The sequence below is a fragment of the Rhodohalobacter sulfatireducens genome, from assembly GCF_022012475.1.
GTDB classification, from domain to species: Bacteria; Bacteroidota; Rhodothermia; order Balneolales; family Balneolaceae; genus Rhodohalobacter; species Rhodohalobacter sulfatireducens.
The window spans coordinates 1-26,809 of the sequence record NZ_JAKLWS010000021.1 but is presented as its reverse complement, the minus strand read 5'-3'; the positions used below and the strand labels follow the sequence as shown (position 1 = coordinate 26,809).

The following is a 26,809-nucleotide window of genomic DNA, read 5'->3' as shown; positions in this document are numbered from 1 at the left end:
GATAGATCAAATCTCAAATGACTAACCAGGAAATTACTCAAGAAAAACTTAGTGAGTTAATCAGCGATACCGAATACCTTCTCGATGAAGCAGAGGCTCTCAAATATGTAATCGATTCTGTTCCGTATACAGAAACTCCTCCCGATGGTATGTCGATTTACAACATGCTAAAGCTTATCGACCATGCACAAAAAAATTATTACAGGCCAATTACCGAACGTGTAGTTTCAGAAAACAGGCTTATTAAACTATCTGATTTTGAGCATTTCAAAGAATCATTTGAAGAGGTTACAGATGAAGAAGAGATTAATATTCAGAAGACTCTCAGCAAGATCATTAAGCATCGGGCGGCCATAATTAATGTTTTTAAAAGTATCTCGCTCATTGATTGGGAAAGAGAGATTCGGGGTGAAAGTGGTGAAGATCTTATACTCTTTGATCTGGCGAATAAAATGGTTCGAGATGAACGAAAAGTTTTAAAAGAGATCGCTGATCTTGTATTGATTTATCAAAATGAGAGAGAGCATCAGCGGGAAATCAACAAAAAATCCTCTCAACGAAAATCTTCATAGGGAATCATTTTGTGGACTCAGCTATTCTCTATCATCACAATTATTGTTGCTGCATTTATTGTTCTGAAAAAATTTCCTCCAGAGTTTACTGATGTAAAATATATATCTATTGGAGCCTTGTTATCCTGGTTGATAGGGGATCTTGCCGGAACAGTTAACCTGCCATACGGGGAATTTGTTAACATCTTTCTACAGTCAACTTCTGTCTCTTTACTGCTAATAATATTCCTGATATTTATACGGCAGCGTAAACCTGTGATATTCAGGTATCCTTACTATATGGTTTTCATACCGATGTTGATCCCATTTACTCAATTAATTGTTTTAGATACACAAGTTATTCGTGAAATTATATTCATGACTCTGCAGGGAGTGGCTATTCTTGTATATATCTTATTATCAATAGGTTATAGTTCAGAATTAAAAAATAAGTTAATCACAATTGTCGGTGTTATACTATTGGTTTGGGGCTTCTGCTTCTATTGGATATTGCAAGATTATTTTATTGTATTCGACTGGGCCTGGGGGCTTACAAACAGCGGTGGAATGATTGCATGTATATATTCATTTTCAGATCTACTTAGAATAAACGAAAACATTTAAATAACGAGTTAATGAAAGTAGGGGACACTGTTAAAGACTTTGCACTACATGATACCCAAGGTCAATCTCTAAGCCTATCAGAACTACTTGAGAATGGAAAAGCTTTAATTCTGTTTTTCCCATTGGCATTCAGTAGTGTCTGTACGGATGAGATGTGCCATTTCAGGGACAATAAAAAACTTTATAACTCAATGAATGCTAATATCTTAGGAATTAGTGTTGATAGTTTTTTTACATTAAGAGAATTTAAAAGAGCAAATAACTTTCCGTTTCCATTTGTAAGTGATTTCAACAAAGAAGTCTCCAGGCAGTTTGGTGTGTTGTATGAAGACTATTATGGAATGAAGGGAGTGGCTAAACGATCTGCCTTTGTAATAAACAAGGATAATGTCGTAGAATATGCCGAAGTGTTAGAAGATTCAGGATCACTGCCTGATTTTAAAGCTATTCAGAAAGTATTGGAGAAGTGACAAAGAGAGGGGGATAAGAAAAGTTGTTGTAGATATCATAAGAATATTTAAATACTCTACTTTACATAATATATATTATACGACAATTATATGTATCCCTGAATAACAATGCATATAAAGACTTTTAGTCTTCCGTGATCTCAATATCGAAAACTCCTTCCTCATTTGGCTTTACATAGATCTTGTCAAGTATTGCATCCATATTAATTCTATCCTTAATAAGATATATCTGTTTCTCTTTTTCATAAACAGTTTTGGGGATCAATCGTAGTTTATCAATTACTAAAACAAGAACTTGTCTTCTTCCCTTGAAGTTCTGATTGATGTAATCTTTAAGTTGATTCGCATTTACGCAAACAATTCCATCATCATATTTACTTCCTTCAGGATTATAGAATCCACCCTTATTAAATTCATTCCAATTTCGCTTTGATACAGCATGAAATATTAAATTTGAACTCATCTTTATATTGTTAGATCTAATTAACTTTTTGTGTTGCGATATGAAGAATTGCATCACCCTTGTGAACCACCGGGCAATTGTTGATACCAATTACGCGACCTTCAAATTTACTTTTCAGTAGTTTCTTTTCATTTCCAAATGGATCAGTGATCATTCCTAGCGTCATTCCTTTTTCAATTAGATTTCCGAGCGCTATTTTGGGATGAAACAGCCCTGCAAATGAGGCTCGTACCCAATTTGATTTCTCATAAATTTCAGATAAATGAGGTTTTGGAGCTTCTTTAACCATCTCAAGGTGCTTTAATAGCCTTAGTGTACCATTAATTCCCTCTTCTATGCCGTTAGAATCAAATCTCAGCGATTCTCCGGTTTCAAACACCAAAATCTGTTTCCCCTTCCTATTTACTGCTTTTCTGAATGATTTGTTGATTAAACCGGAATGAATGATGACCGGCGGGGCAAATGCCTTAGCCAACTCAATATTTTGTTCAATATTCAGAACACACCGTATTTGGGGTAAATTCGCACGGCTGCTGCCACCCGTATGAAAATCAATTCCCAGATCTATAAGGGGAATAATTTTATTCATAATAGTATGAGCCACCAATTTCGCTAAAGACCCGCTTTTACTGCCCGGAAAACTTCGGTTGATGTCTTTCCCGTCCGGAACACCGCGAACATTTTGTATAAAACCGTAAATATTCATCAAAGGAATCGCAACAACCGAGCCCTTTTGAAGCTTTAAAATCTTATTTGACATCAGACGACGAACGATCTCAATTCCGTTGATCTCATCACCGTGCAAACCTCCGGTAAGCAGTACTACAGGTCCCGGATTTTCAGAACGGATAACTCTTACGGGCAGATCTATATTTGTATAGGTTGGTAGCCTTGCGATGCGAAGATTCAGTTGTTTGTCTTCACCCGGAGAAATTTTTTCACCGTTAATTTCTAAATATTTAGGCATCGCTTTTAATTCTTCGTCGTCCGGAGTTCCTTTTGGAGCGTTCAATCAGTTTTTCAACGAATTGAACGATTTCATCAGCAATATCTTTACCGGTGGTCTTTTCAATTCCCTCAAGGCCCGGCGAGGAGTTTACCTCTAAAACGAGAGGGCCTCGGTCGGATTGAAGAAGGTCTACCCCTGCAATGGATAAATTCATAGCTTTAGCGGCCGTTAATGCAACTTCTCGCTCCTTTTTACTCAATTTTATTAACTTTCCGCTACCGCCCTGGTGCAGGTTTGAACGAAACTCTCCCTCCTTACCTTGCCGCTTCATTGCCCCGACAACTTTATTTCCAATAACAAATGCACGAATATCTGCCCCTTTTGCCTCAGAAATGAATTCCTGGACAATAACACGGGCTTTCATGCTATGAAAAGCTTCGATGATCGATTCCGCCGCCTTCTTGGTTGGTGCCAAAACTACTCCGTAGCCTTGTGTGCCTTCAAGAAGCTTCACAATTAAAGGAGCGCCGCCAACACTATCGATGATTTTTGCAACTTCTTTACTATAATTTGTGAACACTGTTTTTGGCATCCCCACACCCGAACGTGCAAGAATTTGAAGGCTTCTCAATTTATCCCTTGAACGAACCAATGCCTGCGATTCCACGGCCGAAGGTACGTTCATCATTTCAAACTGTCGAACAACAGATGCACCATAGAACGTTACAGATGCACCAATTCTGGGGATAACAGCTGCAACATTTTTAATTTTTTCTCCATCATAATAGATAACCGGTTTATCCTGCTCAATTACAATGTCACATTTCAAGTGATCTAAAACGACGGACCTGTGCCCTCTTTTTTCAATGCTTTCAACAAGTCGCTTTGTAGAGTACAAATTCTTATTTCTTGATAGAATTATAATCGTTAATTGATTGTCTGTCATGTACTTATACTACTTTAATAAATATTTTTTCGAAACGTCTACGATAAATTGACCTTTTAAAAACTTTCTGCCGATTAATACCGGGTATTTCATTACTGATCTGTCGGTAAGAGACAGTTCAATGGTTCTGTTATCCTTATCAAACTGACTTTGTTGTTTGATAATAACTCGCTCTTCAATCTGTCCATTAGAGCTTTTGACCTTTTTCACTTTATGAATTGCACACTTAAATTGAGTCTCTTCGTATTCGGGATGATCCGGATCTAAGACATAAAATTTCACCCAGTTCTTTCCTTCTTTTACAAACTGTTCAATATCATGGCAATGAAGACTGGATGTGTATGCGCCCGTATCAATCTTTGCATCAAGTTTATAGAGAGAGAGATTTGGCAGGTCGATCTTCTCAATCCGGCCGATAATTTTCTTTTCTTTTGCCTGCAATATTTTTCTTTAATTTCAACCCCAAAATAAGACCTTTATCGTTCGCGTGCATTTTCTATTTTTAGTGCTCTAATATCAACACATGAAGAACCTATGAGTTTTAGCAATACACAACAAGAACCTATTCTGGTCCTGGATACACAGCGATGTAAGCGAAATATCAATCGCATGGCTGAGCGTGCACTAAAAGCTGGTTGTATATTTCGGCCTCATTTCAAAACACATCAATCCAACACAATTGGCCGCTGGTTTCGAGATGCGGGAGTTACGGGTATCACTGTTTCTTCCGTTTCAATGGCGAAATATTTTATTGAAGGTGGTTGGAATGATATTACCATTGCGTTTCCATTCTTTCCGCAACAATTAAAAGGCCTCAAAGAGATTGAGAAGGCAGCTTCACTTCGATTATTCGTCAATTCAGTTGAAGATCTGAAACTATTGAACCAACAACTATCAAATCCATTTAAATTTTTTATTGAGATTGATCCCGGAGCCGGCCGAAGCGGAGTTTCGTATGAGAATACAGAGTTAATTTCTCAATTAATTGACACATCATTAAATCAGTCAAAAAGTAGATTTCACGGATTTTATATTCATGATGGACGGACCTATTCCGCACGATCTGTTGAACAAATTCAGCAAAAAATCAACCCAACGATTGACATCCTGGTTGAGCTGAAAAATTCATTTCCTATGGCCAATATATCCATGGGAGATACTCCATCAGCCAGTACATCCAATCGACTCGATGAGTTGGATGAGATGACCCCCGGAAATTTTGTATTTTATGATTTTATGCAAGTACAAATTGGGAGTTGTTCCCTTGATGACGTGGCCTTATATGCCGTGTTGCCCATTGCACAAAAAATTCCTACACCAGGACGAACCATTGTTCACGGAGGTGCCGTTCATCTCTCGAAAGAGTTTCTTCAAGACAATGATCAGAATAATTTTGGACAGATTGTTCACTATTCTGCTAATAATGATATTTCCGAGACAGACCTATCTATTTCAGCCATATCGCAAGAACATGGGACAATCCGGGGAATCCCGGACGATGACTCATATGTATGGGTCTGCCCTATTCATTCCTGTTTAACAGCAAATCTGTATGATCAATATTCTACTAAAGATGGCAAAAGTATTGAAAAGCGAATATTATCATGAATAAATTGGTAATTAAGGAGAAATACTCAAAATATTGGCCGATAATTTCGGTAGTAAGTTTAATTTTGGCTGTCGTTCTGTTTCTGGCATATCAATTGATGGATAACGTGCTTTGGATAGGATATGTGCGTCTTGCATCGTTCTCGTTCTTTGCTATTGCCTTGCTTAGTTACTTTAAAGTGAAGGACGGTCAGGTTGAAATCACTGTTTGGTATGATGAAGGATATATAGAATCGGTTTACAAAGTTCGCGATGAAATAATTTTCCAGGCAAAACACCCTGCATCAGACTTCTATAAATTGAAAGTAGATCAAATGCCGGATAGAAGTCTTTACAATCAATTTGTGAAAAGTGATAAATGTGTAAGATTCAGGAGAGAAAATGAAAATGCATGGTATTATTTCAACGAAATTGAAAGTCGGGTCATACCACTGAGCAAAGAGAATGCATCAAATCTCTACAATTTTTTAAAAAAGGCATCTACCTATTAGATCGTGTTATCTTCAAGCGGATCAGGATCGTCTGTAAATGCCTGTTTCCAAAAGATATAAGCACCAAGAGCTAATCCTTTCAGGATAAAAAATGTAAATACAATCATGAGCCCGATATCTTGTAATAGCACAATGATAATAAAGTAAACCCCAAGAAGAATAAGACGATTTTTATATTTTTTGATTGATTCCCTGTCGAACTTGGGAATTTTATCAAAAGGAATTGTACTTACCATCAAGAAAGAGAGAAGAATAACGACCGGAATCAGAATTGAAATTACACCGTTTTCAAATCCTGAAAACCAATCAAGACGATTTCGAAAGGTTAGATAGAAAGCAGAAATCATTACTGCGAATGCCGGGGTTGGTAAACCCCTGAAGTAATTGATCTCCTTAACCTTTGATTCTACATTAAATCTTGCAAGACGTATTGCGCCAAATAGGGGCGCAAGTGCACTCAGTAATATCCCGATGATTCCTAATTCATGAAATGCAAAATTGTACAGGAAAAAACCGGGAGCAACAGCAAAGGATACAACATCACTTACGGAGTCTAACTCCATTCCAAACTCACTGGTTGAATTGGTGAGCCTGGCCATAAATCCATCCATAGCATCGAACATACCGGCAAGCACAATAAGCCAAGCTCCATTTACGAAATTCCCTTCATGAACCATGATTATAGAAAGGAACCCGCAAAAGAGATTCATCAAGGTAAAGAAGCTGGGTACAATAATCTTTGGGATTGGTTTCAGCTTCTTTTTTCTGAGTCTTTTTCTAAATCTCTTTTTTTGGATTGGATATTTCATCTATGATTGCTCGGTAACTAACAAAATTAGCTTGAATTTATAAATAGTTGATTAAACTTAACTTATTTCAGCAATAATTGATTCTCCGGCAACGGTCCTGTCCCCTTTTTGAACCCTGATATTAACGTTTTCAGGCAGTAATACATCCATTCTCGAGCCAAATTTCATAATACCAAAACGCTTGCCTGCCTGGATGCTTTCGCCTTCTTCCAAATGATAAACAATTCTACGGGCCATAAAACCGGTAATCTGCTTAAAAAGAATTTTCATTCCACTTTTATGCTTTACTCCAAAATGGGCGCGTTCATTCATATCGGATGCATGATCTTCCCAGGCCATAAGGTATTTTCCAGGGTAATACTTCAAAAACTCAAGTTTACCGGTTACCGGAACCCTGTTAACGTGCACATCAAGCGGAGATAAAAAAATACTGATTTGAGTCGCGGGTCCACCGATATACTCATCTTCATTAACCTGTTGGATGAGGACAACGCGGCCATCTGCCGGCGAGAGTATTAATCTATTATCTGTGGGAGAAGTTCTTTTGGGATCTCTGAAAAAGTAGAGAATTAATCCACACAGAATAATCAAAAGTGGGTAGATGATGGTTCCGAGCCAGTTTGGCCCAAATGAAGCACCAAATGCAACAAGAATACTAAATAAGAAGACAACGAGAATCGTACTGTACCCTTCCCTGGCTATCATTCACTAACCCCCGAATGTACGAAGTATATCATTGAAGGTAATCAGGATAAAAAGTCCAATAAGTAGAATAAAACCAAGTTGCTGTAAACCCATTCGAACTTTTGGTGAAGGTTCCCTTCGGGTAATTCCTTCATATGCAAGGAACATGAAATGTCCTCCGTCTAGCGCAGGAATTGGCAACATATTCATAATGGCAAGAGTCACGCTTAGAAAAGCTGTGATATTCCAAAATCCGCGCCAACCGGCGGCATCAGTAGCCTCGCGTGTTATGCTCGCGATAGCAACAGGTCCGCCTAAATTTTCTCTTACTGATATATCGCCTGAAAACATTCTACCCAATCCCTGGATAATTCCAAAGAATGTATCATTTGTATTCGAAAAACCGATAGCAAAAGATTGAGCCAGGTTGTACCTCTTGGTTTCATAATTAAAAAACTCAGCAGGATTTGGAGAATGAATACCAATGGTGTTGGTTTCAGGATCAGGTGTAACTGATTTTTGAATAATTTCTCCGTTACGGTTGATATCAAGCTGCAGGCTGCCCTCGGAATTTTGTATATGATCTACCAATTGTACCCAGTAGTTCACAGATTCGCCGTTAACACCTACAATTTTATCACCTGCTTGAATTCCTGCACTGTCTGCAGGACTCCCCTCTTGTATCTCTGAGATTGAGCTTGGAAGGCTATGAGTTTCATCAATAAATCGTCCTCCCTCCCGGTTAATTCTATCCAGGAAATCAGGAGGTGCCGAGAGGGTAATAGTCTCTCCGCTGCGATTCACCATAAAGCTCAAATCCCGATCTGTTAACTTCGAGGGATTGAAAATATCATTGAAATACTGAACTCTTTCCCCATTTATGCCAACCAGCTGATCGCCTGTCCGAAAGCCCATGTCGTGGGCAAGTGAACTTTCCTCTACATAAACGCCATCAATTGAGGATGTTGGAATCATCGTCTCACCGTAATTCCAGGTCATGCCCGTGTAGATCAGAATTGCGAGAATCATATTAAAAATTACGCCTGCAAGAATTACAATTATTCTCTGCCAAACCGGCCGGCTTCTAAACTCATCGGGTTTTACTTCTTTATCTATGAATGAATCATCCATACTTTCATCGATCATTCCGGCAATCTGTACGTAACCGCCTAACGGTGTAGCACCTAAAACATATTCAGTTTCGCCTTTCTTGAAGCCGAATATCTTAGGGGGGAAACCTATAGAAAACTTATTGACTCTCATCTTAAAGAATTTGGCTGCAAGGAAATGTCCCAATTCATGGAATGTGACAAGTATAAAAATTGCAGCAATAAAAATGAGAATTGTAGATGATATGTTTACAATCCAATCCATACTATTTTAATAACGTGTTTGCATAATTACGCGTTTCTTCATCAATACTCATTAACGTATCCGGGGTCAATTCCTTATCTGTAGAAATGTTTTGCAATGATGACTCAATTATTTTCGGGATGTCAATATAATGAATTTCTTTGCTTAAAAATCGTTCAATGGCAATCTCATTCGCAGCGTTCAGAACAGCCGGGGCAGCCCCTCCCTCCTTTGCCGCATTCATAGCCAATCGTAAACATGGAAAAAGTTCAAAGTTAACAGGCCTGATTTCTAATTCCATTCTTTCAGAATAATCCAAGGTTTTGTTGGGATAAGGTTCCCTTTCCGGGTAAGTAAGTGCATAGATAATAGGTACTTTCATATCCGGTGGCCCCAATTGTGCTTTAGATGACCCGTCAACAAATTCAACAATAGAGTGAATGATACTCTGTGGGTGAACAACGGGTTCAATTTTTTCAACGGGTATGTTAAAAAGCCAGTGAGCTTCAATAATTTCCAGCCCTTTGTTCATCATTGTAGATGAATCAACAGTTATTTTTGCTCCCATATCCCAATTGGGATGATTGAGTGCATCTTCAACAGTGATCGATTTCATCTGTTCAGCAGAATAATCCCGGAATGGACCTCCGCTTGCCGTAATAATAATTTTCTGTATCGATTCCATACTCTCTCCCTCGATGCACTGCATCATAGCGGAATGTTCCGAATCGATTGGAACAAGATACCCCTCTTTAAAAGCAGGTAAGTTTGTGATAATCTCCCCACCCACAACGAGTGATTCTTTGTTTGCCAACGCTACTTTTTTTCTCCTCTTTAGAGCTGTGTAAGTTGACATAAACCCTGCAAATCCAACTAGGCTGTTTAACAATAAATCGTAGTCATGATTCTCAGCGACCTCTTCCAGGGCTGATTGCCCAAATGCAAGGTACTCCGGTGTGTAGTTTAGTAGTTCTTGAAACTCCTTTTTATGTTCTTGATTGGCGAGAACTACACATGAAGGGTGAAAAGTATTTACCTGTTCAGCAAGATCTTCATAGTTATTATTAGCTGTTAAAACATCAACATCGAAAAGATTTTTCCTGTTTTGAAGTATTTCAAGAGCCTGTGTTCCAATGGAACCGGTTGACCCGAATATGGCTATCTTTTTGTCAGACAAACTATTCAATAATTTTTCGTTAATGAGTAAAAATAGGAAATGTTCAGTGAAAGTAGTGTTTTGAAATCTCTACTGCCTGTTCATACATAATTGCATGAGCTTCAACGGTTTGTGTAATTGATGGAGCATATCCTCCTGACAGTAGAAGTACAAGTGGCAACTCTTTTTGAGTGACAGTCTCGATGACAATGCGTTCTCGTTCGCGCAAACCGTTTAGCGTCAATGCCAATCGCCCGAAATGATCGGTTTCAAGAGGATCGATTCCGGCAAGGTAAAAAACCAAATCGGGGGTAAAATCATTGAAGATTTTGTCCAAGGCGTCTGTCAGTACCTGCTGATATTCTTTATCACCCGTCGCATCAGGCAAGCCAATATCGTAAGTGGATGGTGGTTTCACAAACGGATAATTTTTTTCACCGTGAATAGAAAATGTGTAAACATCAGGATCATTTTTAAATATCTCCGCAGTACCATTCCCCTGGTGAACATCACAATCAATTACAAGAACTTTGCTGGCCCATTTTGTTTGTTGAAGAACTTTTATTGCAACAGCAACATCATTGAATACACAAAATCCTTCTCCGCCATCCGGCATGGAATGATGTGTTCCCCCTGCAAGATTTCCAGCAATTCCATCCTGTAAAGCCATAATCGCAGCATTCATTGTACCCCGAACTGCCAGCCTGGATCGAATTGCTAATCCTTTAGACCATGGAAGTCCCAGTTTTCGAATCTCTTTCCGGCTGAGATCACCACTCCACATGCCGTGACTATATCTGCTTGTATGAGCAAGGTTGAGCTCTGTAAAATCTGCCATCGTAGGCTCAACTACATCTTTTTCATCAATAATGCCTTTCTGGATAAGGTACTGATGCAAACCCGAAAACTTTCTCATTGGGAAAATATGCCCTTCAGGCAGAGGCGCTACATATCGCGGTGAATAACTAACTCGCAATGAACTCTTTTTTTATTTCAAACTTATCAAGGCTAACATTCTTCCCGCTTTTTCACGTTCTCTTCGATATGAAAAAAATCGCAAATCCTGCATGGTACATTCTGATGAGACTTCTATAAATGATTTTTTCATCCCAACTTTTTCCATTTGATCTCTCAGAAATCCCTTTAAATCAACATGAGGTTTTGAATAAGTAAGCCGATCTACAAACTTTTCCGGGAATTTAATGGCTACTTCTTCTCCCACTTCGAACATCGATTGTGAAATACAAGGGCTGATGTAGGCTTTGAAATTATTAATATCTCCGCCGACAGATTGCATTTTTTTCAGCCCTTTTGGAATAATATTGGCAACCGCCCCCCGCCATCCGGCATGAAAAGCGCCTACAACATCGTTTTTATCATCCGCTATTAAAACAGCCGCACAATCTGCTACCTGAATTCCTAAAGAGAATCCTTTTATCTTTGTAATTAATCCATCAGTTTCAGGGTAAATTCCGGATTTTTCTACCAATTGGATGTTTGATCCATGAACCTGTTTAGCCAGTGCTATCGAGTCAGTTTTTAAATCTAATTCATCCAAAAGCTCTTTGTAATTTTTTTCAATGGAAGGCCTGTGTGGAGAACCATTTAAAGCAAAATTAATTCCCTTTTCAGAGTAGCCATCGGGCTGGAGCTCTCGATTGGATTCTGTGAATGCAGCAATAACATTGGGAATTTCGGAAAAAATTGAAGGCCTTATAAGTTTCATTGATCCGATTGTAAATGATTCATCAACTTATTTCGAATTTTTTCAACAGGGAATGTATGCCCGGTCCAAAGTTCAAAAGATTTACTTCCCTGATGAATTAGCATATCCAACCCGTTAATCGTAACGGCCCCAAATTCAGATGCTTGCTTCAGAAAAATTGTTTCCAATGGATTGTAAATCAAGTCATAGCAGATTTTGCCTTCAAACAATTCTACTTCTCCTTCTCTTAGAAATGTTTTCTCAGAATTAGGATACATACCGACCGGGGTTGTATTGATAAATAGGTCAGCCTCCTCTGCAAAAGATTGCCATTGATTGTAATCGAGAACTCTGATTTCTGAGATATCACTCTCAATTTTTCTTTGATTTGGCCGGCGGGAAACAAATATTAATTCTTCAAAGTCTTCTGATTCTAAGGCAATTTTAACAGCTTTACTTGCACCACCCGTCCCAAAAATAATAGCTCTTGAGTGTTCAATATCGTCAATGTAGGGTTCCAATGGCTTCAGGAATCCATAGACATCAGTATTATAGCCAATAAGCTTATAGTCTCTTTTTACCAGTGTATTGATTACGCCTACATCCCTGGCAAATGGATCAATTTCATCTACAATTTCATTGAAAGCTTCTTTGTGGGGTATAGTGATATTACACCCAAGGAAATTGTCGTGATTGCACCAGGGAATAAATTCTCGTAATTGATTTAGAGGTAGGTCTATAGCTACATACTCTGCGTCAATTTCGTAGTAATCCAAAGCGGTTTGATGCATGATGGGTGAAAGAGAGTGGCTAATTGGGTGCCCAACCACTGCATAAATTCGCTTTTCTGTGATTGCAGAATTTTTAAAGTCTCTAAAAGAGAGTACCATTTGATTTCCTAATTATGAGACAAAAAAAATGCGACCCGGTTTGGCCGGGTCGCATCCAATAAATTTTAATGAGCGATTAAGCAGTTACTTCGCTCTCAGTTTTTTCTGAATCCGGGTCTTCAATTTTAACCTCACTAAAGGTATCATTCTCTGCAAGCTCTTTAAACGTTTGCAGGTCCTTTGTAAGTTGTGCCGGGAGACCTTCAATGAAGTTAGCCAAATCCTCTTCAGCTTCTCCAAAGAATGTTCGGTAATCCAGCGAAAAATCAACCCGTGTTCTTTCCCCGTTATCAAGTGGAGTGAACCGAATAGTACCGGTTTGATTCAGATTACCGTTGATTGTAATCCAGGCAAAACGGGTATTTCTCAGATTATCGATAATATTAGTTGTCCATTGAAACTCTTCGCCGCCTATAGTGGTTTTGTAATTGAAAGTTTGAGAATTTACTTTCTCCACTAAATCGATACGATCAAGGAATTTTGGGAAATCGACAGGATTGCATAATAATTCGTAAACTTTGGCTAAAGGTAAGTCTACTTCAATTCTTTCGTGCGCCATAAGTGTCATTTACTTCGGAAATGAAAGGTTTTAATTCAGAGTTGAGTGATGTAGATGATTGTAGATACTATACATCCACAATGCAATAAAATTACGCATATTTTGATTAAGCATCAATAATTTTGGAAATAAAGATTCAAATTAGATACACTAAGGTTTTATTTCGTTTTTTTACATTTAGTTTGCTGATCCTTTCAGGGCCTTTTTTAAGCTATCCGGAAGAAGCAAAATCACAGGTTAACGTTAATGGTATTCTACAAAACTACCTTGCTGCTCAAACAACCGAGGATTATGAATTTATTGCTACAAGAAACCGGTTAAGATTACAGTTCGATAAACCAACAGACTTCGGTGGATTACAGACTGAATTGGACCTCATCCACAGATTTGATCAATCTCAAGAGATAGAATTTCAGTTAAAGGAAGCTTACATCGAATGGTTTTTACAGGATTATGACTTACGAATCGGGCAACAAAAAATCATTTGGGGGCGTGCTAACGGTACATTCATCACTGATATTCTAACACCGGTCGATCTGCGTGAATTTTTAACAATATCTGCAGAAGACATTCGCTTTGGATTAACATCCTTTAATGCGATACGATACTTTGGAGAAAATTCTCTTCAACTTGTTTTTGCTCCTTTTTTTCAAAGAGATCTCTTACCGGGCGCGGATTCCAGGTGGTTCCCGGCCCAACAAATTTCATCGTCTCTCTCCCCTATTCCTGTCACAACGAATGATCAGGATTCAGATTTTAAACTGACCGACGCACAGGTTGCATTGCGGTATAACCTTCTTTCTCCAAATTTTATAGATTTAGATCTCTTTTTAATGCGATGGACACATCCAACTCCCGCATACGATGTATCGATTGCAACGAATAGCCTGCCCAATCTCTTTTCAATCAATTTGGTAGAATCTTACCAGAACTCCTGGATGGCAGGGTTATCGACGACTCTGGAGATTCATCCTCGCCTATTTTTTCTTGGAGAGGCCTTGTTTGTTGAAGAAAAACTGTTCACAAACATTCCGTTTTCCGGGAGTCATGAATTTGATCTAAGATCAACCTTTCAGGACTTCACCGAACTCTTTAATCTTATCAATCCGAATCAAGATTTTTTAACTAGAAAACCATGGATACACTCTATGGCTGGATTCAGAACAGAACTATTTCAAACAACAATCGATGCCCAGTTTTTTGTAGAGACGATCTTTGATTATGAAGAGGATATCATGCAGGAGGAGTACTACAAATACGCTACATTGTTTGCAACACGATCATTCTTAAGAAATAAGCTGCAAATCCTGGCACTGTCGAGATATAACATCAATACGGAAGATTATTGGATTCAAGTGCAGGGACAATATGAGTTAAATGATAATCTACAACTATCTCTTGGCACAAATCTCTTTGGCGGAGAAAAAAGCAATGAACTTGCCGGACACCTCTCATTCAGTCAATTCAGGGAGAATAGTTTTATCTTTTCAAAGATAGCCCTCTATTTTTAAAAAAATGGAATTCATTTCTGCTACTTTGGGTTTCGTCTCCTGAACAAATCATACCTACAACTTTTGCATAGTGGAGCGACTCGGTAATTTTATAATAGCTTATCCCAAAACGGTCATCACAGGGATTGTAATTCTTGCCTTATTGGCTATCTATCCAGCATCGAATATTCGCACCGATTTTGATCTTGAGGGATTCTACCCGCAGGATGATCCGGTGATTGAAGATTATCAACTCCTTGAGCAAGAGTTTGGCAGGGATGACAATGCTATGCTCGTTGGATTTAAAACGGATTCACTTTTCACAAGTGATGTTCTCGCTGATCTTCAAAATATAACGAGCCGGTTTGAAGAGATAGAAAATATAAAAAATGTCCTCTCACTTTGGGATGCACAACAAGTACAGTCATCCGGAAACTCCCTTGAGTTTTCATCCTACCTCGAAGGAAAAAATTTAAATGATACAGACCTTAACAGTTTAAAAGAAGAGATGACTGAAGATCCGCTTCTCTCCGGGTACCTGGTCAACGATTCAGCAACTGCTACCGCCATTGTATTGGTGATTGAGGAATCAAGTAATACTTACGAATCGAAAGAGAGAATTATAGGCAGCGTGAATGAAATATTAGAGGATTACCAGCAAAAATATACATTTCACGTTTCTGGTATTCCCTATTTCAGGAATCAATATGTAAATATGCTGAATGATGAGATTGTAGTCTACATAGCAATTTCTTCTATACTGATTATGCTTTTACTTTGGTACATGTACAGGACAAAATGGGGTGTTATATACCCGATGGTTATTGTATGGACCACCCTGCTGCTTACCGTAGCCATCATGCAGCTTACAGGAGGTTATCTTGAAGTGATGAGCACCACCATCGCCCCGATTCTTCTATGTGTGGGAATCGCCGACTCAGTTCATATGATATCAAAGTACGATGATTCAAGAGAAGCAGGGCTGAATAAACGGAAGTCAATTATTGAGATGTTAAAGACGTTGGGTAGTGCTACTTTTTTAACAAGTATTACCACAGCTATTGGATTTGCTTCCCTCATTAGCAGTTCGGTTGTGCCAATGAAACGGTTTGGAATTTATACAGCTGTGGGTGTTTTGATTGCGTATTTGGTGACGATTACATTTCTACCCGCAGCTATTAAGTTAACTCGAAAGAAACGAATCGTCGATGAAAAGTCGAGTGGATTCTATCCCCGGGTACACAGCTTGTTAAAAAAATTGGCGATCTATACCCGGTTGAGTTACGGTAAAATTCTTATTGCAGGGATTATTGTAACGGTTTTTTTCGGTATCGGGCTTACTAATCTTGATGTTAACGGACGTGTGTTTGATGATATAGGTGAAGACACACAATTGATGAGAGACAGCCGGTTTTTTACCGAAAATATCTCGCCTCAATTTCCTCTTGAATTTGTAATTGACACAGGCTCTCCCGACTCTGCAATTACAGCAGGAATCATAAATAAAGCCTCCAGGCTGGACAGCGTTCTCCGGGAATATCCCGAAATTCACCGTGTTGCCGGGCTGCATACGCTTATTGGACAGATACATCAAGAGATGAACCCTGATTCAACTGACCGCCAGAATAAGAGGTTGCCAACATCAGACAGTGCTGTTGCTCAGTATGTATTGCTCCTGGAAATTAATGGTTCGGAAGCTCTTTCCAGGTACGTTGATTTTGATTTTAGCAAACTGCGTATAACTGCTTTTACGGAAGATGCGGGCTCACAGAGAATCAACCAAATTCGAAATGAAATCTCTTCTGATATCAATGAAATATTTCCCGCGAGCAATGTGATTATTACGGGAACTACAATCCTGAATGCAGATTTGACGGATAAAATTGTTTATTCCCTTGCATGGAGTATCATTCTTGCACTTGTTGTAATCACAGCAATAATGGTCTTTATGTTCAAAAATATTCGTCTGATTATCATTGCGCTTGTTCCAAATGTTATTCCGCTACTCATGGTGGGCGGTCTTATGGGGTATCTGAACCTCGACATAAAACCTTCTACAGCCGTTATCTTTACGATTGCTCTGGGTATTGCGGTGGATGATAGTATTCACTACCTGGCGCGCTTCAGAGTTGAAAATATGCGCAGTGGAGCATTTCTACCCTCTCTTGCCACCACAACCATTCGCACCGGCCGGGCGATCATTATCACGAGCTTAATACTCGTAGCAGGTTTTGGTACTCTCATCACAAGTGCATTTACATCCACCACGTTGATGGGAGCTTTGGTGTGTATGACTATTCTATCTGCACTCTTTGCAGACCTATTCCTTTTGCCGGCACTTTTTTACTGGTTGAAACCAAAAATCAATCTCAAAAAGAGTTCTCAATAATCTCCACGATTTGAGAATGAATAACCTCAGGGGACAGAGTGGCATCAATAGGATGAATTCGGCTTTCTTTTTTGGCAAGTAGATCGTATCCCTTACTAACTTCCCTAAAAAAATCAGCACCAGAATTTTCCATTCGGTCTTTCTGGTTTCCATCTGTCCTTTTTTCAGCTTCTTCGGGCGAAATTTTGAGATAAAATGTGATATCCGGAGTAGTATGGTGAGTCGCCAAATCATTCAATGTGCGAATGCTACTGAGATCTGCTGATTTACGACCATATCCCTGGTAGGCAGTTGTTGAATCAAAGAACCTATCTAAGATTACTACTTTATTTTCTTTTAATAGCGGGCGAATTTTTTCCTGGATAAGCTGAGATCTGGCAGCTGAGAAAAGTAACAACTCGGTAACCGGATGCATCTCATCCGTCTCATGTAAAAGAAGTGAACGGATTCTTTCAGATATTTCAGTCCCCCCGGGCTCACGAAAAATTAAGTAACTAATCGACTTATTCGCGAAATATTTTTTCAGGAGGTCAATCTGAGTTGATTTGCCACAACCGTCAATACCTTCAAACGATATCAGCACAATAGAAAATTAGAAAGAGTTAAAATCATCCATTTCATAAACCGGCTCTTTTGGCATTACAACAGCCAATGCAATATAAACTAAAATAAAAGAACCCCAGCCCAATATAATAGCAGCTACAAACAAAAGTCGAAGCAATGTAGAACTGATTCCTAAATGTTTTGCAAGACCGCCACAAACACCGGCAATTTTTTTATCCGTCCGAGATTTCATCAGTCGATTTGATACACCGACTTTAAATTTGTCAAACTTGCTGGTTTCAGATCTCTTCTGTTTTGCTCTGCTCTTACTTTCTTGCTCTGTATATAAAAACTTATCCAGTTTGTCGTAAGTTTCTTTTACTTTTGCCTGCTCTTCCTTCTCCTCTATTTTTTCTGTTTTACTTCTGGAGAACATGCCAATCACTATGAGAGCTAAAATTGCACCACCTACATAGGGAGCAGCCTGCATTACTGTCCCGATCAACGGAATAGAGCTCAATCCCAATACCTGAGTACTAACAAGGTTTCCAACAAATGTAGCTGAAGTGAGAACTAAAACCAGTCCGGCAATAGTTGAGAAATTCCAGATACTTTTCTTGGGTTTTTTCTCCTTTTCCTCAAGAAAATCATTCAGAGTTGAGTGCAGTTCCTGGTCCGATATATTTAATGTTTTTTCCATCTGATTTGGCATTGCAGCGATATTTATTTTTTTGATTGTCTTGTTATGCTACGAATCACCAAAGATTCAGTTTCGATCAATTATTCAATTATCCTGGATTCGCTAATCAAGATATCCAGAGGTATATCAAACTCCTGAACCGGTAATTTACCATCAAAAAATTGGCAATCAAATAAGAGACCGACTTTCAAAGCAGAGCAATTTTCCAAGAAACGATCATAATAGCCTGCTCCATATCCGATTCGGTTTTTAAAACGATCCCCGGCTACCATAGGTACCACAACCAGGTCTAATTCTTTTACAGATATGGGATTACTGTTATCTTCGTCCGGCTCGGGAATACCCAAATTGTTTTCCTCCAGATCATCAAGGGAATTAATAGGTATATGCTTCAGCTTCCCCTCTCCCACCATTTTTGGAACAACAACTTTTTTTCCTGTCTCTAAACATCTCTTAATAAACTTAATAGTATCTACTTCCCGGTTTTTCTTGATTGATACGTAACTGTGTATCACCGCAGCTTCTTTGAACCGGTTTAGCTGAGTGAGTTCTTCAACAATAATTTTGCTTTTAAGCTCTGCTTTACCCTCAGAAAGACTTTTCCGTTTATCTAAAAAATTGCGGCGCAACTCGTCTTTTCGGATTGAATCTTCACCCATTACAAACGAATTACTTTATGAGTGTCTGGCTGCTGATCTTTAAGCTTCACTAAAAGATCATCCCAGATGCTCAATCCATATTTATTCATGAAGTATATAAATGCTACTTCTCGTTCCTGTAAGTTATTGTTGGGAAACAGATTAGCTTTAATCTTTCGAATTCTATTTAACTGAGTCTTTTCCTGGTCCTTAACGGATCGATAAACCTTTCCTTTTAATTTATCGAGTTCAGAAAAGAATGTTGCTTTTGCCTTTTCGGATGTACCTTCTAATGTTGGGTCAATCTCCTTAATCTGTTCAGTCGGTTCTTCGCTAATTTCGTCTATAGCTGCTTTCCATGGCTCAAAAATGGCTTCAATATCAGGTGAATCGGATTGCTCAATGAACTGAGATTCTAAATCCTCGATCCGATCGTTGTAGGCAGAGAAATCGAATGGAAGTTTTTCAAAAATTCGATCTATACCGGATTCTATCAAGGTCATACTGAATCTCGGCATGATGACGGGCATCGTTTGTTCGAAATCCTCAAAAAAGTCCTTCATTTGAGCATGATAGGATATCTCACCCGGACCGGCGATGTAAGCAATCACGGGTAACAATGCATTCTGCATAACAGGCCGCAAAAATACATTTGGTGAGAATCTCTCGGGTTGATCTTTAATTTCATCAATAAGTTCGCTTGAACTCCAGCTTCTACCATCACCATCTGTAATCCAGAGATCATCTTCGTAAGATAATTTCGTACGATTTCCCCGATCATCAATCCAAAAAATATTAGAGGGTTGGAGATGAACTTGTCCATGATATCCAACGGAAATAAGCTCGTCCGTTTTGGTCTGAAGGGATTCAAACTGTTTAGAAACGTTCCCAACAGATTTTGTTAAAATTGATGAGAGATGTTTTTTGACCTCATCGTCAGCCGAACCGGCTAGAATTAAACCATAGTCCTCAAAAAGCTCCAACACAAGTGAACCGAATGCTTTGCCAATCGTATTTCCGGTTTTGTAATAATTGTCCAGCTTCCTCCAAAGCCGATCGGTGAAATCGGTATCGAATTGACTTTCAATAACCTCCTGTTTGAAAGCCTTAAAATTTGAGTTCAATTCAATTTCAGCAACTCTTTTATCGATTTCTGATTTTTTTGGAAGAGAAATTTTTTTGTGATCATCGTTTTGGGGAAATCCAAGAGTTGAAATCTCCTCATAGTCGTGATCTTCATCAGCCAGCCAAAAAACAGGTATACAAGGATGGTTGTACTCTTCCTCCCATTTTTTTGCGTAATGAATTGCTGATATAATCTTATAAATTGTGAAAAGCGGTCCCCCAAAAAGTGTCAGCTGTTGGCCTGTGACTACGGCTACGGTCTTTTCATCAGCAAGCTTTTCTATGGATTGTAGTGTTTTCTTCCCAGCACCAAACTTGTTGTTGAAGTTTTTTAGGAGAGAAACGGTTTTTTTCCTGTTTGCTTTAAACAAAAAAGAATCAAAGGCTTTATTAATATCTTCTTCCGAGAGAGGGTTTGTTTGGAAAAAGGGAGATAATTTTTGAGGGTTTTTTATGTAATCCTGAAATAATTTGTTGAATGGCAGATTTAGAAACGGTAGTTCTGATATGTCCACTTTATCCTTTTAATTTTTTTATTTGATCGCGAATCTTAGCCGCTTTTTCATAATTTTCGGTCTCAATAGCTGTTTGAAGCTCATTTTCCAATTTTTCAAGCTGTGTAAGTTCTCTCTCTGCTTCTTGTGGTTTGGCTACTGATCCCTTTTTGCCCTCAGAAGTATCATCAGTTTCTATTCCTGCCTCATCCAAAACCTTTTGTTCAACGTAGATTGGAGCACCAAAACGAATAGCAAGCGCAATAGCATCACTGGGTCGCGCATCGAGTTGTACATCATTATCATCTCTGTTATAGTGAATCTGAGCGTAAAATGTGCCTTCACTCAAGTCGTTAATCACAACTTTTTGAACATCAGAATTAAAACTGAGCACCAGGTTTTTCAAAAGATCGTGCGTCATGGGCCTTGGCGGTTTAATACTTTCCAACTCTAGCGCAATAGCCTGCGCTTCAAATGTGCCTATAATTATAGGAAGTCGTTTATTTCCTTCAGACTCAGATAAAATCAGTGCATATGCACCACCGCTACTGGGACTTGTGGAAAGCCCCAATATTTCCATTTTAATAATTTGCAATGTTATTCTCCTTTTCTTTCTGGAAACTTACCTATGGCATTAAATTTAACTATTTTTATACCTCTTAAACAGTTAGCAAACTTAAAGAGTTTAATTGAAACCAAAAACGTTAATTTAACCAGATAAACTCCAGTTTAATTCGCATTAAAACTGTTTACTGCTATATACTAGAATCTTAATCTGCATAAAACAAAGCAATCTTGGTTTTAAAAATTCACGAAGAACGAAATCCTCGAACGGGAAATCAAATGACGGTAATCTCCAACATCAAACATAACCCACAGGTTATCGAGAAGTTGGCAAAGAAACTTAAAAGTTCCTGTGGTGCCGGCGGACACATTGAGGGTAAAACGATAACTATACAGGGTTCACATACAAAGAAGGTTGAAAAAATACTCAAGAAAGAGGGATTTGATACTGATGTGAAGTAACTTTCCCCCTGTGAATATCGTTTGATAAAAAGTGTATTTCAATTTCAATCAAACACGGATTGTATATTCGTAAAATTGACAGAGTCTAAGAATTGAAGCAAAATATCGATGTATTCATCATTTAGGGTAACGGGTTTTTTCCTACTTATTTTTCTTTTTTTAACTGCTGCAGTTGATGCTAAAAACCTCAACTCCCGACAAATTGAGTCGCAAGAGAGAGACTCTTTGAGAGTGGGACTTGTATTAAGTGGTGGCGGTGCTCTTGGAATTGCTCATATTGGGGTAATTCAGGCCATAGAAGAGGCAGGAATACGCATCGACTACATTACAGGAACTAGTATGGGAAGTTTGATCGGCGGATTGTATGCCATTGGGTATACAAGTGATCAGCTTGTGGAGATTGTAAAATCAAATAACTTCACTGAGCTTTTTACTGAGAAAGTCAACCGGCGTTATATATCCAACTATGAAAAAATTTATGATGATCGAACAATAGCTACATTCCCAATCAATGAGAAAAGAATTGATCTGCCAATAGGGATTATTTCCGGACAGAATGTGTATACTTTTCTCTCCCGCCTGACCCAAAATGTACATGGTGTTGAAGAATTTGATGACTTTGACATTCCATTTGCTGCTGTAGCTACAAATCTTGAAACCGGTGAGGCCAAGGTGTTCCGTTCGGGTTATTTACCGGACGCACTTCGTGCAAGCATCTCAATACCATCCATATTTAGTCCACATGAAATAGATGGTAAATTGTATGTAGATGGAGGGTTAATTCGAAATCTTCCTGTAGAAGATGCTATAGAGATGGGAGCTGATTATACCATCGCTGTAGATGTAAGTTCACCCCTGATGGAAAAAGATAGTCTGAACACAATCACTAAGGTACTGAACCAAAGCCTTTTATTTAGAATTCATGATTATGCTGATATTCAGCGTCAAATGGCAGATTATGTAGTGCAGGTTGATGAACTCGAACCCTACTCAGCCGCCGATTTTGATATGACCGATAAGTTCCTGGAGATCGGTCAAAAGGCAGGAATAAAGCATTTAGAGGATTTTAAACAGATAGCATCAAAACAAAAGTCAGCCCCTCCTAAACGATTCGGTATTGAAAATACCGGTAAATTTCCAGTTAGCAATGTAGAGATACTAGGAAATTCACTATATGATGATGCCTTTATATTAAATCAACTTGATTTTATACCCCAAAGCACGCTGGAAGTTAATACCATTGAGGAGAGAGTATCCAAACTATACAGCTCACAATATATCGATAATGTTACTTACCGGTTACTTCCCGGGCCGAATGAATACTACACTCTTCAGATCAATGTAGAAGAAAATGAAACCGATGATTTTAATGTAGGCCTTCGGTATGAAACTGGATCCCAGGCATCTGTTTTGTTTGAAGGAAATTTTCAGAATTTATTACACAACGGGTCGCTAAGCCGGGCTGAAATTCGCCTTGGTGATCGAATAAATATGCAAACAGATCACATCTATTATGGAGCATTGGGATCCAGCCTTGGATTGATGACAAGCCTTGAGTATAACTCTGAGAATGTTGATTGGTTTTTTCCGGACAGAAGAGCCGCTCAATTTAAAGATGAACTATTCAGAGTTGAACTTTCAGGTGGGAATTATTTCAGTATCCAGAATCTCGTATCGATCGGTATCCGAAGAGATTTGATCCGCCATTCAAATCGAATAAACTACAACGGAGTAGAAGCCAGCGATCAAAATTATCACTCCGTTTTTCTCCGATTTATAAGAGATAAACTGAACAGGAACGCCTACCCTACGTCGGGCCGTAAACTTGTTCTTGAAGGATATTACAGCCATGATGTGATTATGAGTGAACTCGATTTTACATCATCAGACCTATATTATGAGGGTTACTACGCATTGACAGACGAGATCTCTATTACAAACACTCTTTGGTTGGGGTATACAACGGGAAGAGATTTGCCCTGGGAGTATTGGAAATCTCCGAATCGCTATGAACCAATTTATAATTTTATTCGATTTGGCGGCCTTGAACCATATGAAATATCGTCAAGAAACGTGCAGATGGGGTCGCTGGGTTTGCAGGTTGAACCATTTTATCACCGATTTGTGAACTTGAACGTTTATATTGGAAGATTTCAGGATAACTGGAGTTTTAATTTTCCATCGAATGAGTTTGAACACGGTATCTCGCTTTCATTAGGTGCGTTAACAATTGTAGGCCCGGCAAAAGTTATACTTTCAACAGGTAGCTTGGATAAATTTAGAGCAGAACTTCAAATAGGATATCAATTTTGAGCAGCGAACAGTATATAAAAAATCAGATCGAAACCATTAAAAACGAACTGGAAGGTGAACCCAAAAATCATTCACTTTTAAACGATTTGGGAGTGGGTTACTACCTGATTGGAGAGTATGAAGAAGCGGTACACCATTTGAAATCTGCTATTGAGATCGAACCCGAGAATGCAACTTATCTATTTAACCTTGCAAACGCCTTTTCCGAGCTCGAAGAGTTTGAAATGGCCCAAAAATTTTACCTGGATGCATTAGAACTTATACCCGATCATATTCCATCGCTTACAAACCTCGCTGATTGCTACGAGGCATCCGGAGAGGATGAAAAAGCCGAAGAATTATTTGAATATGTTACAAAATTGGCACCTGAGAATGCACTGGCTTTTTTTAACCTTGGGAACTTTCAATTGCGCCAGAATGAACACATAAAAGCTGTAAAAAATTATGAGAGAGCTATTCAGATAGAATCAAGTTTTGTTGATGCCTACTACAATATTGCCTGGGTACTTACCGAAGTAAGAGCTTTTGAGGAGGCCCTGCCCTATGCGGAAAAAGGATTAGAGACAGATCCGAATCACAGTGACTTACAAGAAATTCTTGGTAAGATCCGTGAGAACATCGGGTAGAGAAATTTGAGGATGTTTTTCCAGCCAGCTTCTATTCCTTTGGATCTCCTCCTTTTGTAACTCCATAGCAAATGCTGCTGCCATTTTTTGATCAAAATGGTTACTGGTTTTAATTTTGGGCAGATTCTGTAATCGCTCACTTATCGATGAATAATCATCAAGTGTTTCACCGAAATCCTCAGCATCCAAATTTGAACCATTGGATTTCTTTTGACGAGAGTCGAAATCAGATAATCGATCTATGTTTGAAGCCATAACACGGAGTATGGTTTGTTAATATTACATTCATCCATACTCCGCTAATTGTAAATTGTTTCCAGCGAACTAAACTATACCGATTCTCTAGAATGTTTCAGGCCCTACATAATCTCCAATTAACTCTTGAAGTTGTGAACGGGCGCGATTTATTCTTGATTTTACGGTACCCATGGCTGCTCCGGTGATTTCAGAGATCTCTTCATAGGTTAGTTGTTGTATATCCCTTAATACGATGACTTCTTTGAAGTTATCATTTAACTCCTCAAGGGCTTTTTCAAGCTCACCCATTGAATTTTTTAAATGAAGTTCATCATCCTGAAGAATATTGGTATCCGTAATTTCCATTTCACGATCATCCGGATCAGACTCGTCGGCATGAATGGAGATCAATGTCATTCTTTTCTTTTTCTTATACATGCTCTTCGCCAGGTTTAAAGCGATGGTATACATCCATGTAGAGAGTTTTGCAATTCGTTGGTAGGAGTGTCTGCTTCGATAAACTCTTAAGAATGTTTCTTGAACAAGGTCCTCGCAGTCTTCATGATTATGAGTATATCGGTACAGAAAATTATGGAGCCTGTCTTTGTACCTGTGAACAATGATGTCGAATGCCTGAACTACGCCATCCTGAAGCTGCTCCATAACGTCTTCATCGTTCATATTTTGCAGCTTTGCTACTGTTGCACCGTCCATAATATTTACCTCCGAAATCTTAGTTGCAATTTCTCGCAACACCGACTCGGAAATATCAGCCGGTGATGCGCTTAATCAGCAGTAGAAATATTGATGGAGTATCCAGTGTGCTAAAGCCCTTTGCTGCGCTATCTGCATCCAGCAAGGCTTCAAAAATATATGGCATCTCTGCAAGCTTGAAATTTGAGGCTTCCTGGTATTGAATATTAAAAATGTAATTACTTCGAATATTCAATTGATCCTGAACCTGTTGTTTGTTCAAGCCTTTTTCTGTCAAACGACAAATTTGCCAGATATTACTAAACACACTGTAAAAGAACCCCACGGTCTTAATTATTTCACCCGTGCTGTTATTAGTTTTAAGCAACATCTGTTCCGCAATTTGGAGGGCTTGATGCAAATCTCTCTTTATCACCGCATTTTTAAGCTCTATGACGTCATAATCACGATATGACTGCGTTATTTTTTTTACGTGCTCAACTTTAACTTTCTCAGAAGTGTCCACAAAAGTACACAGTTTATCTATTTCTGAGGACAGTAATTTCAAATTGGGGCCTACAAGTTGAGCCAAGACCTGGGCTGCTTCCGGGTTAATTTGACGTTTATGTGAGTGACGTGTCCAGTCAATAATCCAATCGGGAAGATTTCTCTCGTCAATTTTTTCAAACTCATGAATCTCAAAAAGGTCTGTCTCTTTATCCTTTTCTTTGAGGGTTTTTCCGGGCTCTCTGCCTCGATGAGGAAATTTTGTGTCGATCAAACAAAGAATCGTTGTGGGATTGGGGTTTTTAAAATAACCCGAAAACTCTTTGATCCCCTCCCCTTCCGAATTCTCATCGAGTTTCATGAAGTCCCTGACAATGACAACACGTTTTTCAGCCATCATCGGGTAACTGCTGGCAATATTTAATACATCTGCCGGATTCGACTCGTTGCCATAGATCAAATCAAAATTGAAATCTTTCTGCTCTTCAGGAATCAATTTTTCAATTTCGTCCTGCAGCATATCAATTAGAAAAGGTTCCTCACCATAGAGATAATACACAGGTTTAATAGAATCTCTTTTTCTGAGTGAATTAAACAGGGTGCGAAATGTAGCTAAGCTTGTATTCCTGGCCAAAGGTAGGTGGGTTTCTAGTTTAAAGTTCAAGGTTTAAAGAGTGTCAATCCCTGGATTGACTTGACCGTTTGTTAAGGTTATTAGTTTAGATGTAGGGTACAGTATGGATATTGACATGAAGTGTCAATTGCGTTGG

The 26,809-nt window shown here is 38.7% G+C and carries 30 protein-coding genes; 10 read left to right on the top strand and 20 right to left on the bottom strand.

Annotated elements, in window-relative coordinates:
- The first annotated feature begins 17 nt into the window (after window positions 1–17).
- From L6773_RS14475 to L6773_RS14465, 3 genes are read left to right on the top strand one after another with little or no spacing between them, the layout of a single operon-like run.
- Window positions 18–572, top strand: a complete 555-nt coding sequence (locus tag L6773_RS14475) for a hypothetical protein (protein ID WP_237855156.1) — start codon at window positions 18–20, stop codon at window positions 570–572.
- A 9-nt stretch (window positions 573–581) separates the two neighbouring features.
- A complete protein-coding gene (locus tag L6773_RS14470) occupies window positions 582–1,175 on the top strand; it encodes a hypothetical protein (protein ID WP_237855155.1) in 594 nt (197 codons plus the stop codon).
- A gap of 11 nt (window positions 1,176–1,186) precedes the next feature.
- Complete coding sequence (locus L6773_RS14465) at window positions 1,187–1,645, top strand: redoxin domain-containing protein (RefSeq protein ID WP_237855154.1); 459 nt, start codon at window positions 1,187–1,189, stop codon at window positions 1,643–1,645.
- A gap of 124 nt (window positions 1,646–1,769) precedes the next feature.
- On the opposite strand, the gene L6773_RS14460 is transcribed toward L6773_RS14465, so the two are convergent.
- The 4 genes from L6773_RS14460 to L6773_RS14445 are packed head-to-tail and all read right to left on the bottom strand — an operon-like array spanning window position 1,770 to window position 4,444.
- The gene (locus L6773_RS14460; RefSeq protein ID WP_237855153.1) at window positions 1,770–2,108 is read right to left on the bottom strand and encodes a DUF952 domain-containing protein; all 339 of its coding nucleotides are present in this window, start codon (window positions 2,106–2,108) and stop codon (window positions 1,770–1,772) included.
- Between the two features lie 16 nt (window positions 2,109–2,124).
- Window positions 2,125–3,120: a succinylglutamate desuccinylase/aspartoacylase family protein gene (locus L6773_RS14455; RefSeq protein WP_237855152.1), complete on the bottom strand. Its 996-nt coding sequence runs from the start codon at window positions 3,118–3,120 to the stop codon at window positions 2,125–2,127.
- Window positions 3,068–4,003 (bottom strand): 30S ribosomal protein S6--L-glutamate ligase, encoded by a 936-nt coding sequence (gene rimK, locus L6773_RS14450; protein WP_237855151.1) that lies wholly within the window; start codon window positions 4,001–4,003, stop codon window positions 3,068–3,070. Before rimK ends, L6773_RS14455 begins: the two co-directional genes overlap by 53 nt.
- Window positions 4,004–4,012: 9 nt before the next feature.
- On the bottom strand, window positions 4,013–4,444 hold the full coding sequence (locus L6773_RS14445; protein ID WP_237855150.1) for an ATP-dependent zinc protease family protein: 432 nt from the start codon (window positions 4,442–4,444) through the stop codon (window positions 4,013–4,015).
- Between the two features lie 93 nt (window positions 4,445–4,537).
- On the opposite strand from L6773_RS14445, the gene L6773_RS14440 reads away from it, so the two are divergent.
- Entirely contained in the window at window positions 4,538–5,611 is a 1,074-nt protein-coding gene (locus L6773_RS14440; RefSeq protein WP_237855149.1) for an alanine racemase, read from the top strand.
- Window positions 5,608–6,102, top strand: a complete 495-nt coding sequence (locus tag L6773_RS14435) for a hypothetical protein (RefSeq protein ID WP_237855148.1) — start codon at window positions 5,608–5,610, stop codon at window positions 6,100–6,102. The genes L6773_RS14440 and L6773_RS14435 overlap by 4 nt, the downstream gene beginning before the upstream one ends.
- Here L6773_RS14435 and pssA read toward each other — a convergent pair.
- From pssA to L6773_RS14395, 8 genes are all read right to left on the bottom strand, one after another.
- Window positions 6,099–6,911, bottom strand: a complete 813-nt coding sequence (gene pssA, locus L6773_RS14430; protein ID WP_237855147.1) for a CDP-diacylglycerol--serine O-phosphatidyltransferase — start codon at window positions 6,909–6,911, stop codon at window positions 6,099–6,101. The genes L6773_RS14435 and pssA overlap by 4 nt on opposite strands.
- A gap of 57 nt (window positions 6,912–6,968) precedes the next feature.
- Window positions 6,969–7,616 carry a phosphatidylserine decarboxylase family protein gene (locus L6773_RS14425; RefSeq protein ID WP_237855146.1) on the bottom strand — a complete coding sequence of 216 codons (648 nt, stop codon included), beginning with the start codon at window positions 7,614–7,616 and terminating at the stop codon, window positions 6,969–6,971.
- 3 nt (window positions 7,617–7,619) lie between these two features.
- Window positions 7,620–8,969 carry an RIP metalloprotease RseP gene (gene rseP, locus L6773_RS14420; protein WP_237855145.1) on the bottom strand — a complete coding sequence of 450 codons (1,350 nt, stop codon included), beginning with the start codon at window positions 8,967–8,969 and terminating at the stop codon, window positions 7,620–7,622.
- 1 nt (window position 8,970) lies between these two features.
- Window positions 8,971–10,125, bottom strand: a complete 1,155-nt coding sequence (locus L6773_RS14415) for a 1-deoxy-D-xylulose-5-phosphate reductoisomerase (RefSeq protein WP_237855144.1) — start codon at window positions 10,123–10,125, stop codon at window positions 8,971–8,973.
- Between the two features lie 43 nt (window positions 10,126–10,168).
- The gene (locus L6773_RS14410; RefSeq protein WP_237855143.1) at window positions 10,169–11,020 is read right to left on the bottom strand and encodes a histone deacetylase family protein; all 852 of its coding nucleotides are present in this window, start codon (window positions 11,018–11,020) and stop codon (window positions 10,169–10,171) included.
- A 72-nt stretch (window positions 11,021–11,092) separates the two neighbouring features.
- Window positions 11,093–11,830 (bottom strand): peptidoglycan editing factor PgeF, encoded by a 738-nt coding sequence (gene pgeF, locus L6773_RS14405; protein WP_237855142.1) that lies wholly within the window; start codon window positions 11,828–11,830, stop codon window positions 11,093–11,095.
- Window positions 11,827–12,699, bottom strand: a complete 873-nt coding sequence (gene aroE / locus L6773_RS14400) for a shikimate dehydrogenase (protein ID WP_237855141.1) — start codon at window positions 12,697–12,699, stop codon at window positions 11,827–11,829. The genes pgeF and aroE overlap by 4 nt, the downstream gene beginning before the upstream one ends.
- Before the next feature lie 76 nt (window positions 12,700–12,775).
- Complete coding sequence (locus tag L6773_RS14395; RefSeq protein ID WP_237855140.1) at window positions 12,776–13,258, bottom strand: SRPBCC family protein; 483 nt, start codon at window positions 13,256–13,258, stop codon at window positions 12,776–12,778.
- A 122-nt stretch (window positions 13,259–13,380) separates the two neighbouring features.
- Between L6773_RS14395 and L6773_RS14390 the strand changes: the two genes are divergently transcribed.
- Window positions 13,381–14,769: a hypothetical protein gene (locus L6773_RS14390; protein ID WP_237855139.1), complete on the top strand. Its 1,389-nt coding sequence runs from the start codon at window positions 13,381–13,383 to the stop codon at window positions 14,767–14,769.
- 70 nt (window positions 14,770–14,839) lie between these two features.
- The gene (locus L6773_RS14385) at window positions 14,840–17,137 is read left to right on the top strand and encodes an efflux RND transporter permease subunit (RefSeq protein WP_237855138.1); all 2,298 of its coding nucleotides are present in this window, start codon (window positions 14,840–14,842) and stop codon (window positions 17,135–17,137) included.
- Here the strand turns inward: L6773_RS14385 and tmk are convergent.
- From tmk to L6773_RS14360, 5 genes are all read right to left on the bottom strand, one after another.
- Window positions 17,118–17,720 (bottom strand): dTMP kinase, encoded by a 603-nt coding sequence (gene tmk, locus L6773_RS14380; RefSeq protein ID WP_237855137.1) that lies wholly within the window; start codon window positions 17,718–17,720, stop codon window positions 17,118–17,120. The two genes, L6773_RS14385 and tmk, sit on opposite strands and share 20 nt — an antisense overlap.
- Window positions 17,721–17,729: 9 nt before the next feature.
- Complete coding sequence (locus tag L6773_RS14375; RefSeq protein ID WP_237855136.1) at window positions 17,730–18,380, bottom strand: PspC domain-containing protein; 651 nt, start codon at window positions 18,378–18,380, stop codon at window positions 17,730–17,732.
- Window positions 18,381–18,460: 80 nt separating this feature from the next.
- The gene (locus tag L6773_RS14370; protein WP_237855135.1) at window positions 18,461–19,039 is read right to left on the bottom strand and encodes a 5-formyltetrahydrofolate cyclo-ligase; all 579 of its coding nucleotides are present in this window, start codon (window positions 19,037–19,039) and stop codon (window positions 18,461–18,463) included.
- The gene (gene bshC, locus L6773_RS14365) at window positions 19,039–20,658 is read right to left on the bottom strand and encodes a bacillithiol biosynthesis cysteine-adding enzyme BshC (protein ID WP_237855134.1); all 1,620 of its coding nucleotides are present in this window, start codon (window positions 20,656–20,658) and stop codon (window positions 19,039–19,041) included. Before bshC ends, L6773_RS14370 begins: the two co-directional genes overlap by 1 nt.
- Window position 20,659: 1 nt before the next feature.
- A complete protein-coding gene (locus L6773_RS14360; protein WP_237855133.1) occupies window positions 20,660–21,232 on the bottom strand; it encodes a bifunctional nuclease family protein in 573 nt (190 codons plus the stop codon).
- Window positions 21,233–21,432: 200 nt separating this feature from the next.
- Here L6773_RS14360 and L6773_RS14355 point away from each other — a divergent pair, with 200 nt between their 5' ends.
- From L6773_RS14355 to L6773_RS14345, 3 genes are all read left to right on the top strand, one after another.
- Window positions 21,433–21,663: an SUI1 family translation initiation factor gene (locus tag L6773_RS14355; RefSeq protein ID WP_237855132.1), complete on the top strand. Its 231-nt coding sequence runs from the start codon at window positions 21,433–21,435 to the stop codon at window positions 21,661–21,663.
- A 108-nt stretch (window positions 21,664–21,771) separates the two neighbouring features.
- Entirely contained in the window at window positions 21,772–23,976 is a 2,205-nt protein-coding gene (locus L6773_RS14350) for a patatin-like phospholipase family protein (protein ID WP_237855131.1), read from the top strand.
- The gene (locus L6773_RS14345) at window positions 23,973–24,602 is read left to right on the top strand and encodes a tetratricopeptide repeat protein (protein WP_237855130.1); all 630 of its coding nucleotides are present in this window, start codon (window positions 23,973–23,975) and stop codon (window positions 24,600–24,602) included. The genes L6773_RS14350 and L6773_RS14345 overlap by 4 nt, the downstream gene beginning before the upstream one ends.
- On the opposite strand, the gene L6773_RS14340 is transcribed toward L6773_RS14345, so the two are convergent.
- The 3 genes from L6773_RS14340 to holA all read right to left on the bottom strand — a co-directional run bounded on the left by L6773_RS14340 (window position 24,561) and on the right by holA (window position 26,673).
- Window positions 24,561–24,857 carry a hypothetical protein gene (locus tag L6773_RS14340; RefSeq protein ID WP_237855129.1) on the bottom strand — a complete coding sequence of 99 codons (297 nt, stop codon included), beginning with the start codon at window positions 24,855–24,857 and terminating at the stop codon, window positions 24,561–24,563. The genes L6773_RS14345 and L6773_RS14340 overlap by 42 nt on opposite strands.
- An 87-nt stretch (window positions 24,858–24,944) precedes the next feature.
- The gene (locus L6773_RS14335; RefSeq protein ID WP_237855128.1) at window positions 24,945–25,553 is read right to left on the bottom strand and encodes a sigma-70 family RNA polymerase sigma factor; all 609 of its coding nucleotides are present in this window, start codon (window positions 25,551–25,553) and stop codon (window positions 24,945–24,947) included.
- Between the two features lie 55 nt (window positions 25,554–25,608).
- Window positions 25,609–26,673, bottom strand: coding sequence for a DNA polymerase III subunit delta (gene holA / locus L6773_RS14330; protein WP_237855127.1), 1,065 nt, complete (start codon window positions 26,671–26,673; stop codon window positions 25,609–25,611).
- Window positions 26,674–26,809 lie beyond the last annotated feature (136 nt).

Coding starts and splice junctions, on each gene's coding strand:
- L6773_RS14410 (WP_237855143.1), bottom strand. CDS start 11,020: ATGAGAAAGTTTTCGGGTTTGCATCAGTACCTTATCCAGAAAGGCATT.
- L6773_RS14375 (WP_237855136.1), bottom strand. CDS start 18,380: ATGGAAAAAACATTAAATATATCGGACCAGGAACTGCACTCAACTCTG.
- aroE (WP_237855141.1), bottom strand. CDS start 12,699: ATGGTACTCTCTTTTAGAGACTTTAAAAATTCTGCAATCACAGAAAAG.
- L6773_RS14440 (WP_237855149.1), top strand. CDS start 4,538: ATGAGTTTTAGCAATACACAACAAGAACCTATTCTGGTCCTGGATACA.
- L6773_RS14465 (WP_237855154.1), top strand. CDS start 1,187: ATGAAAGTAGGGGACACTGTTAAAGACTTTGCACTACATGATACCCAA.
- L6773_RS14395 (WP_237855140.1), bottom strand. CDS start 13,258: ATGGCGCACGAAAGAATTGAAGTAGACTTACCTTTAGCCAAAGTTTAC.
- rimK (WP_237855151.1), bottom strand. CDS start 4,003: ATGACAGACAATCAATTAACGATTATAATTCTATCAAGAAATAAGAAT.
- pgeF (WP_237855142.1), bottom strand. CDS start 11,830: ATGAAACTTATAAGGCCTTCAATTTTTTCCGAAATTCCCAATGTTATT.
- L6773_RS14340 (WP_237855129.1), bottom strand. CDS start 24,857: ATGGCTTCAAACATAGATCGATTATCTGATTTCGACTCTCGTCAAAAG.
- L6773_RS14370 (WP_237855135.1), bottom strand. CDS start 19,039: ATGGGTGAAGATTCAATCCGAAAAGACGAGTTGCGCCGCAATTTTTTA.
- rseP (WP_237855145.1), bottom strand. CDS start 8,969: ATGGATTGGATTGTAAACATATCATCTACAATTCTCATTTTTATTGCT.
- L6773_RS14350 (WP_237855131.1), top strand. CDS start 21,772: ATGTATTCATCATTTAGGGTAACGGGTTTTTTCCTACTTATTTTTCTT.
- pssA (WP_237855147.1), bottom strand. CDS start 6,911: ATGAAATATCCAATCCAAAAAAAGAGATTTAGAAAAAGACTCAGAAAA.
- L6773_RS14475 (WP_237855156.1), top strand. CDS start 18: ATGACTAACCAGGAAATTACTCAAGAAAAACTTAGTGAGTTAATCAGC.
- L6773_RS14335 (WP_237855128.1), bottom strand. CDS start 25,553: ATGGACGGTGCAACAGTAGCAAAGCTGCAAAATATGAACGATGAAGAC.
- L6773_RS14460 (WP_237855153.1), bottom strand. CDS start 2,108: ATGAGTTCAAATTTAATATTTCATGCTGTATCAAAGCGAAATTGGAAT.
- L6773_RS14435 (WP_237855148.1), top strand. CDS start 5,608: ATGAATAAATTGGTAATTAAGGAGAAATACTCAAAATATTGGCCGATA.
- L6773_RS14425 (WP_237855146.1), bottom strand. CDS start 7,616: ATGATAGCCAGGGAAGGGTACAGTACGATTCTCGTTGTCTTCTTATTT.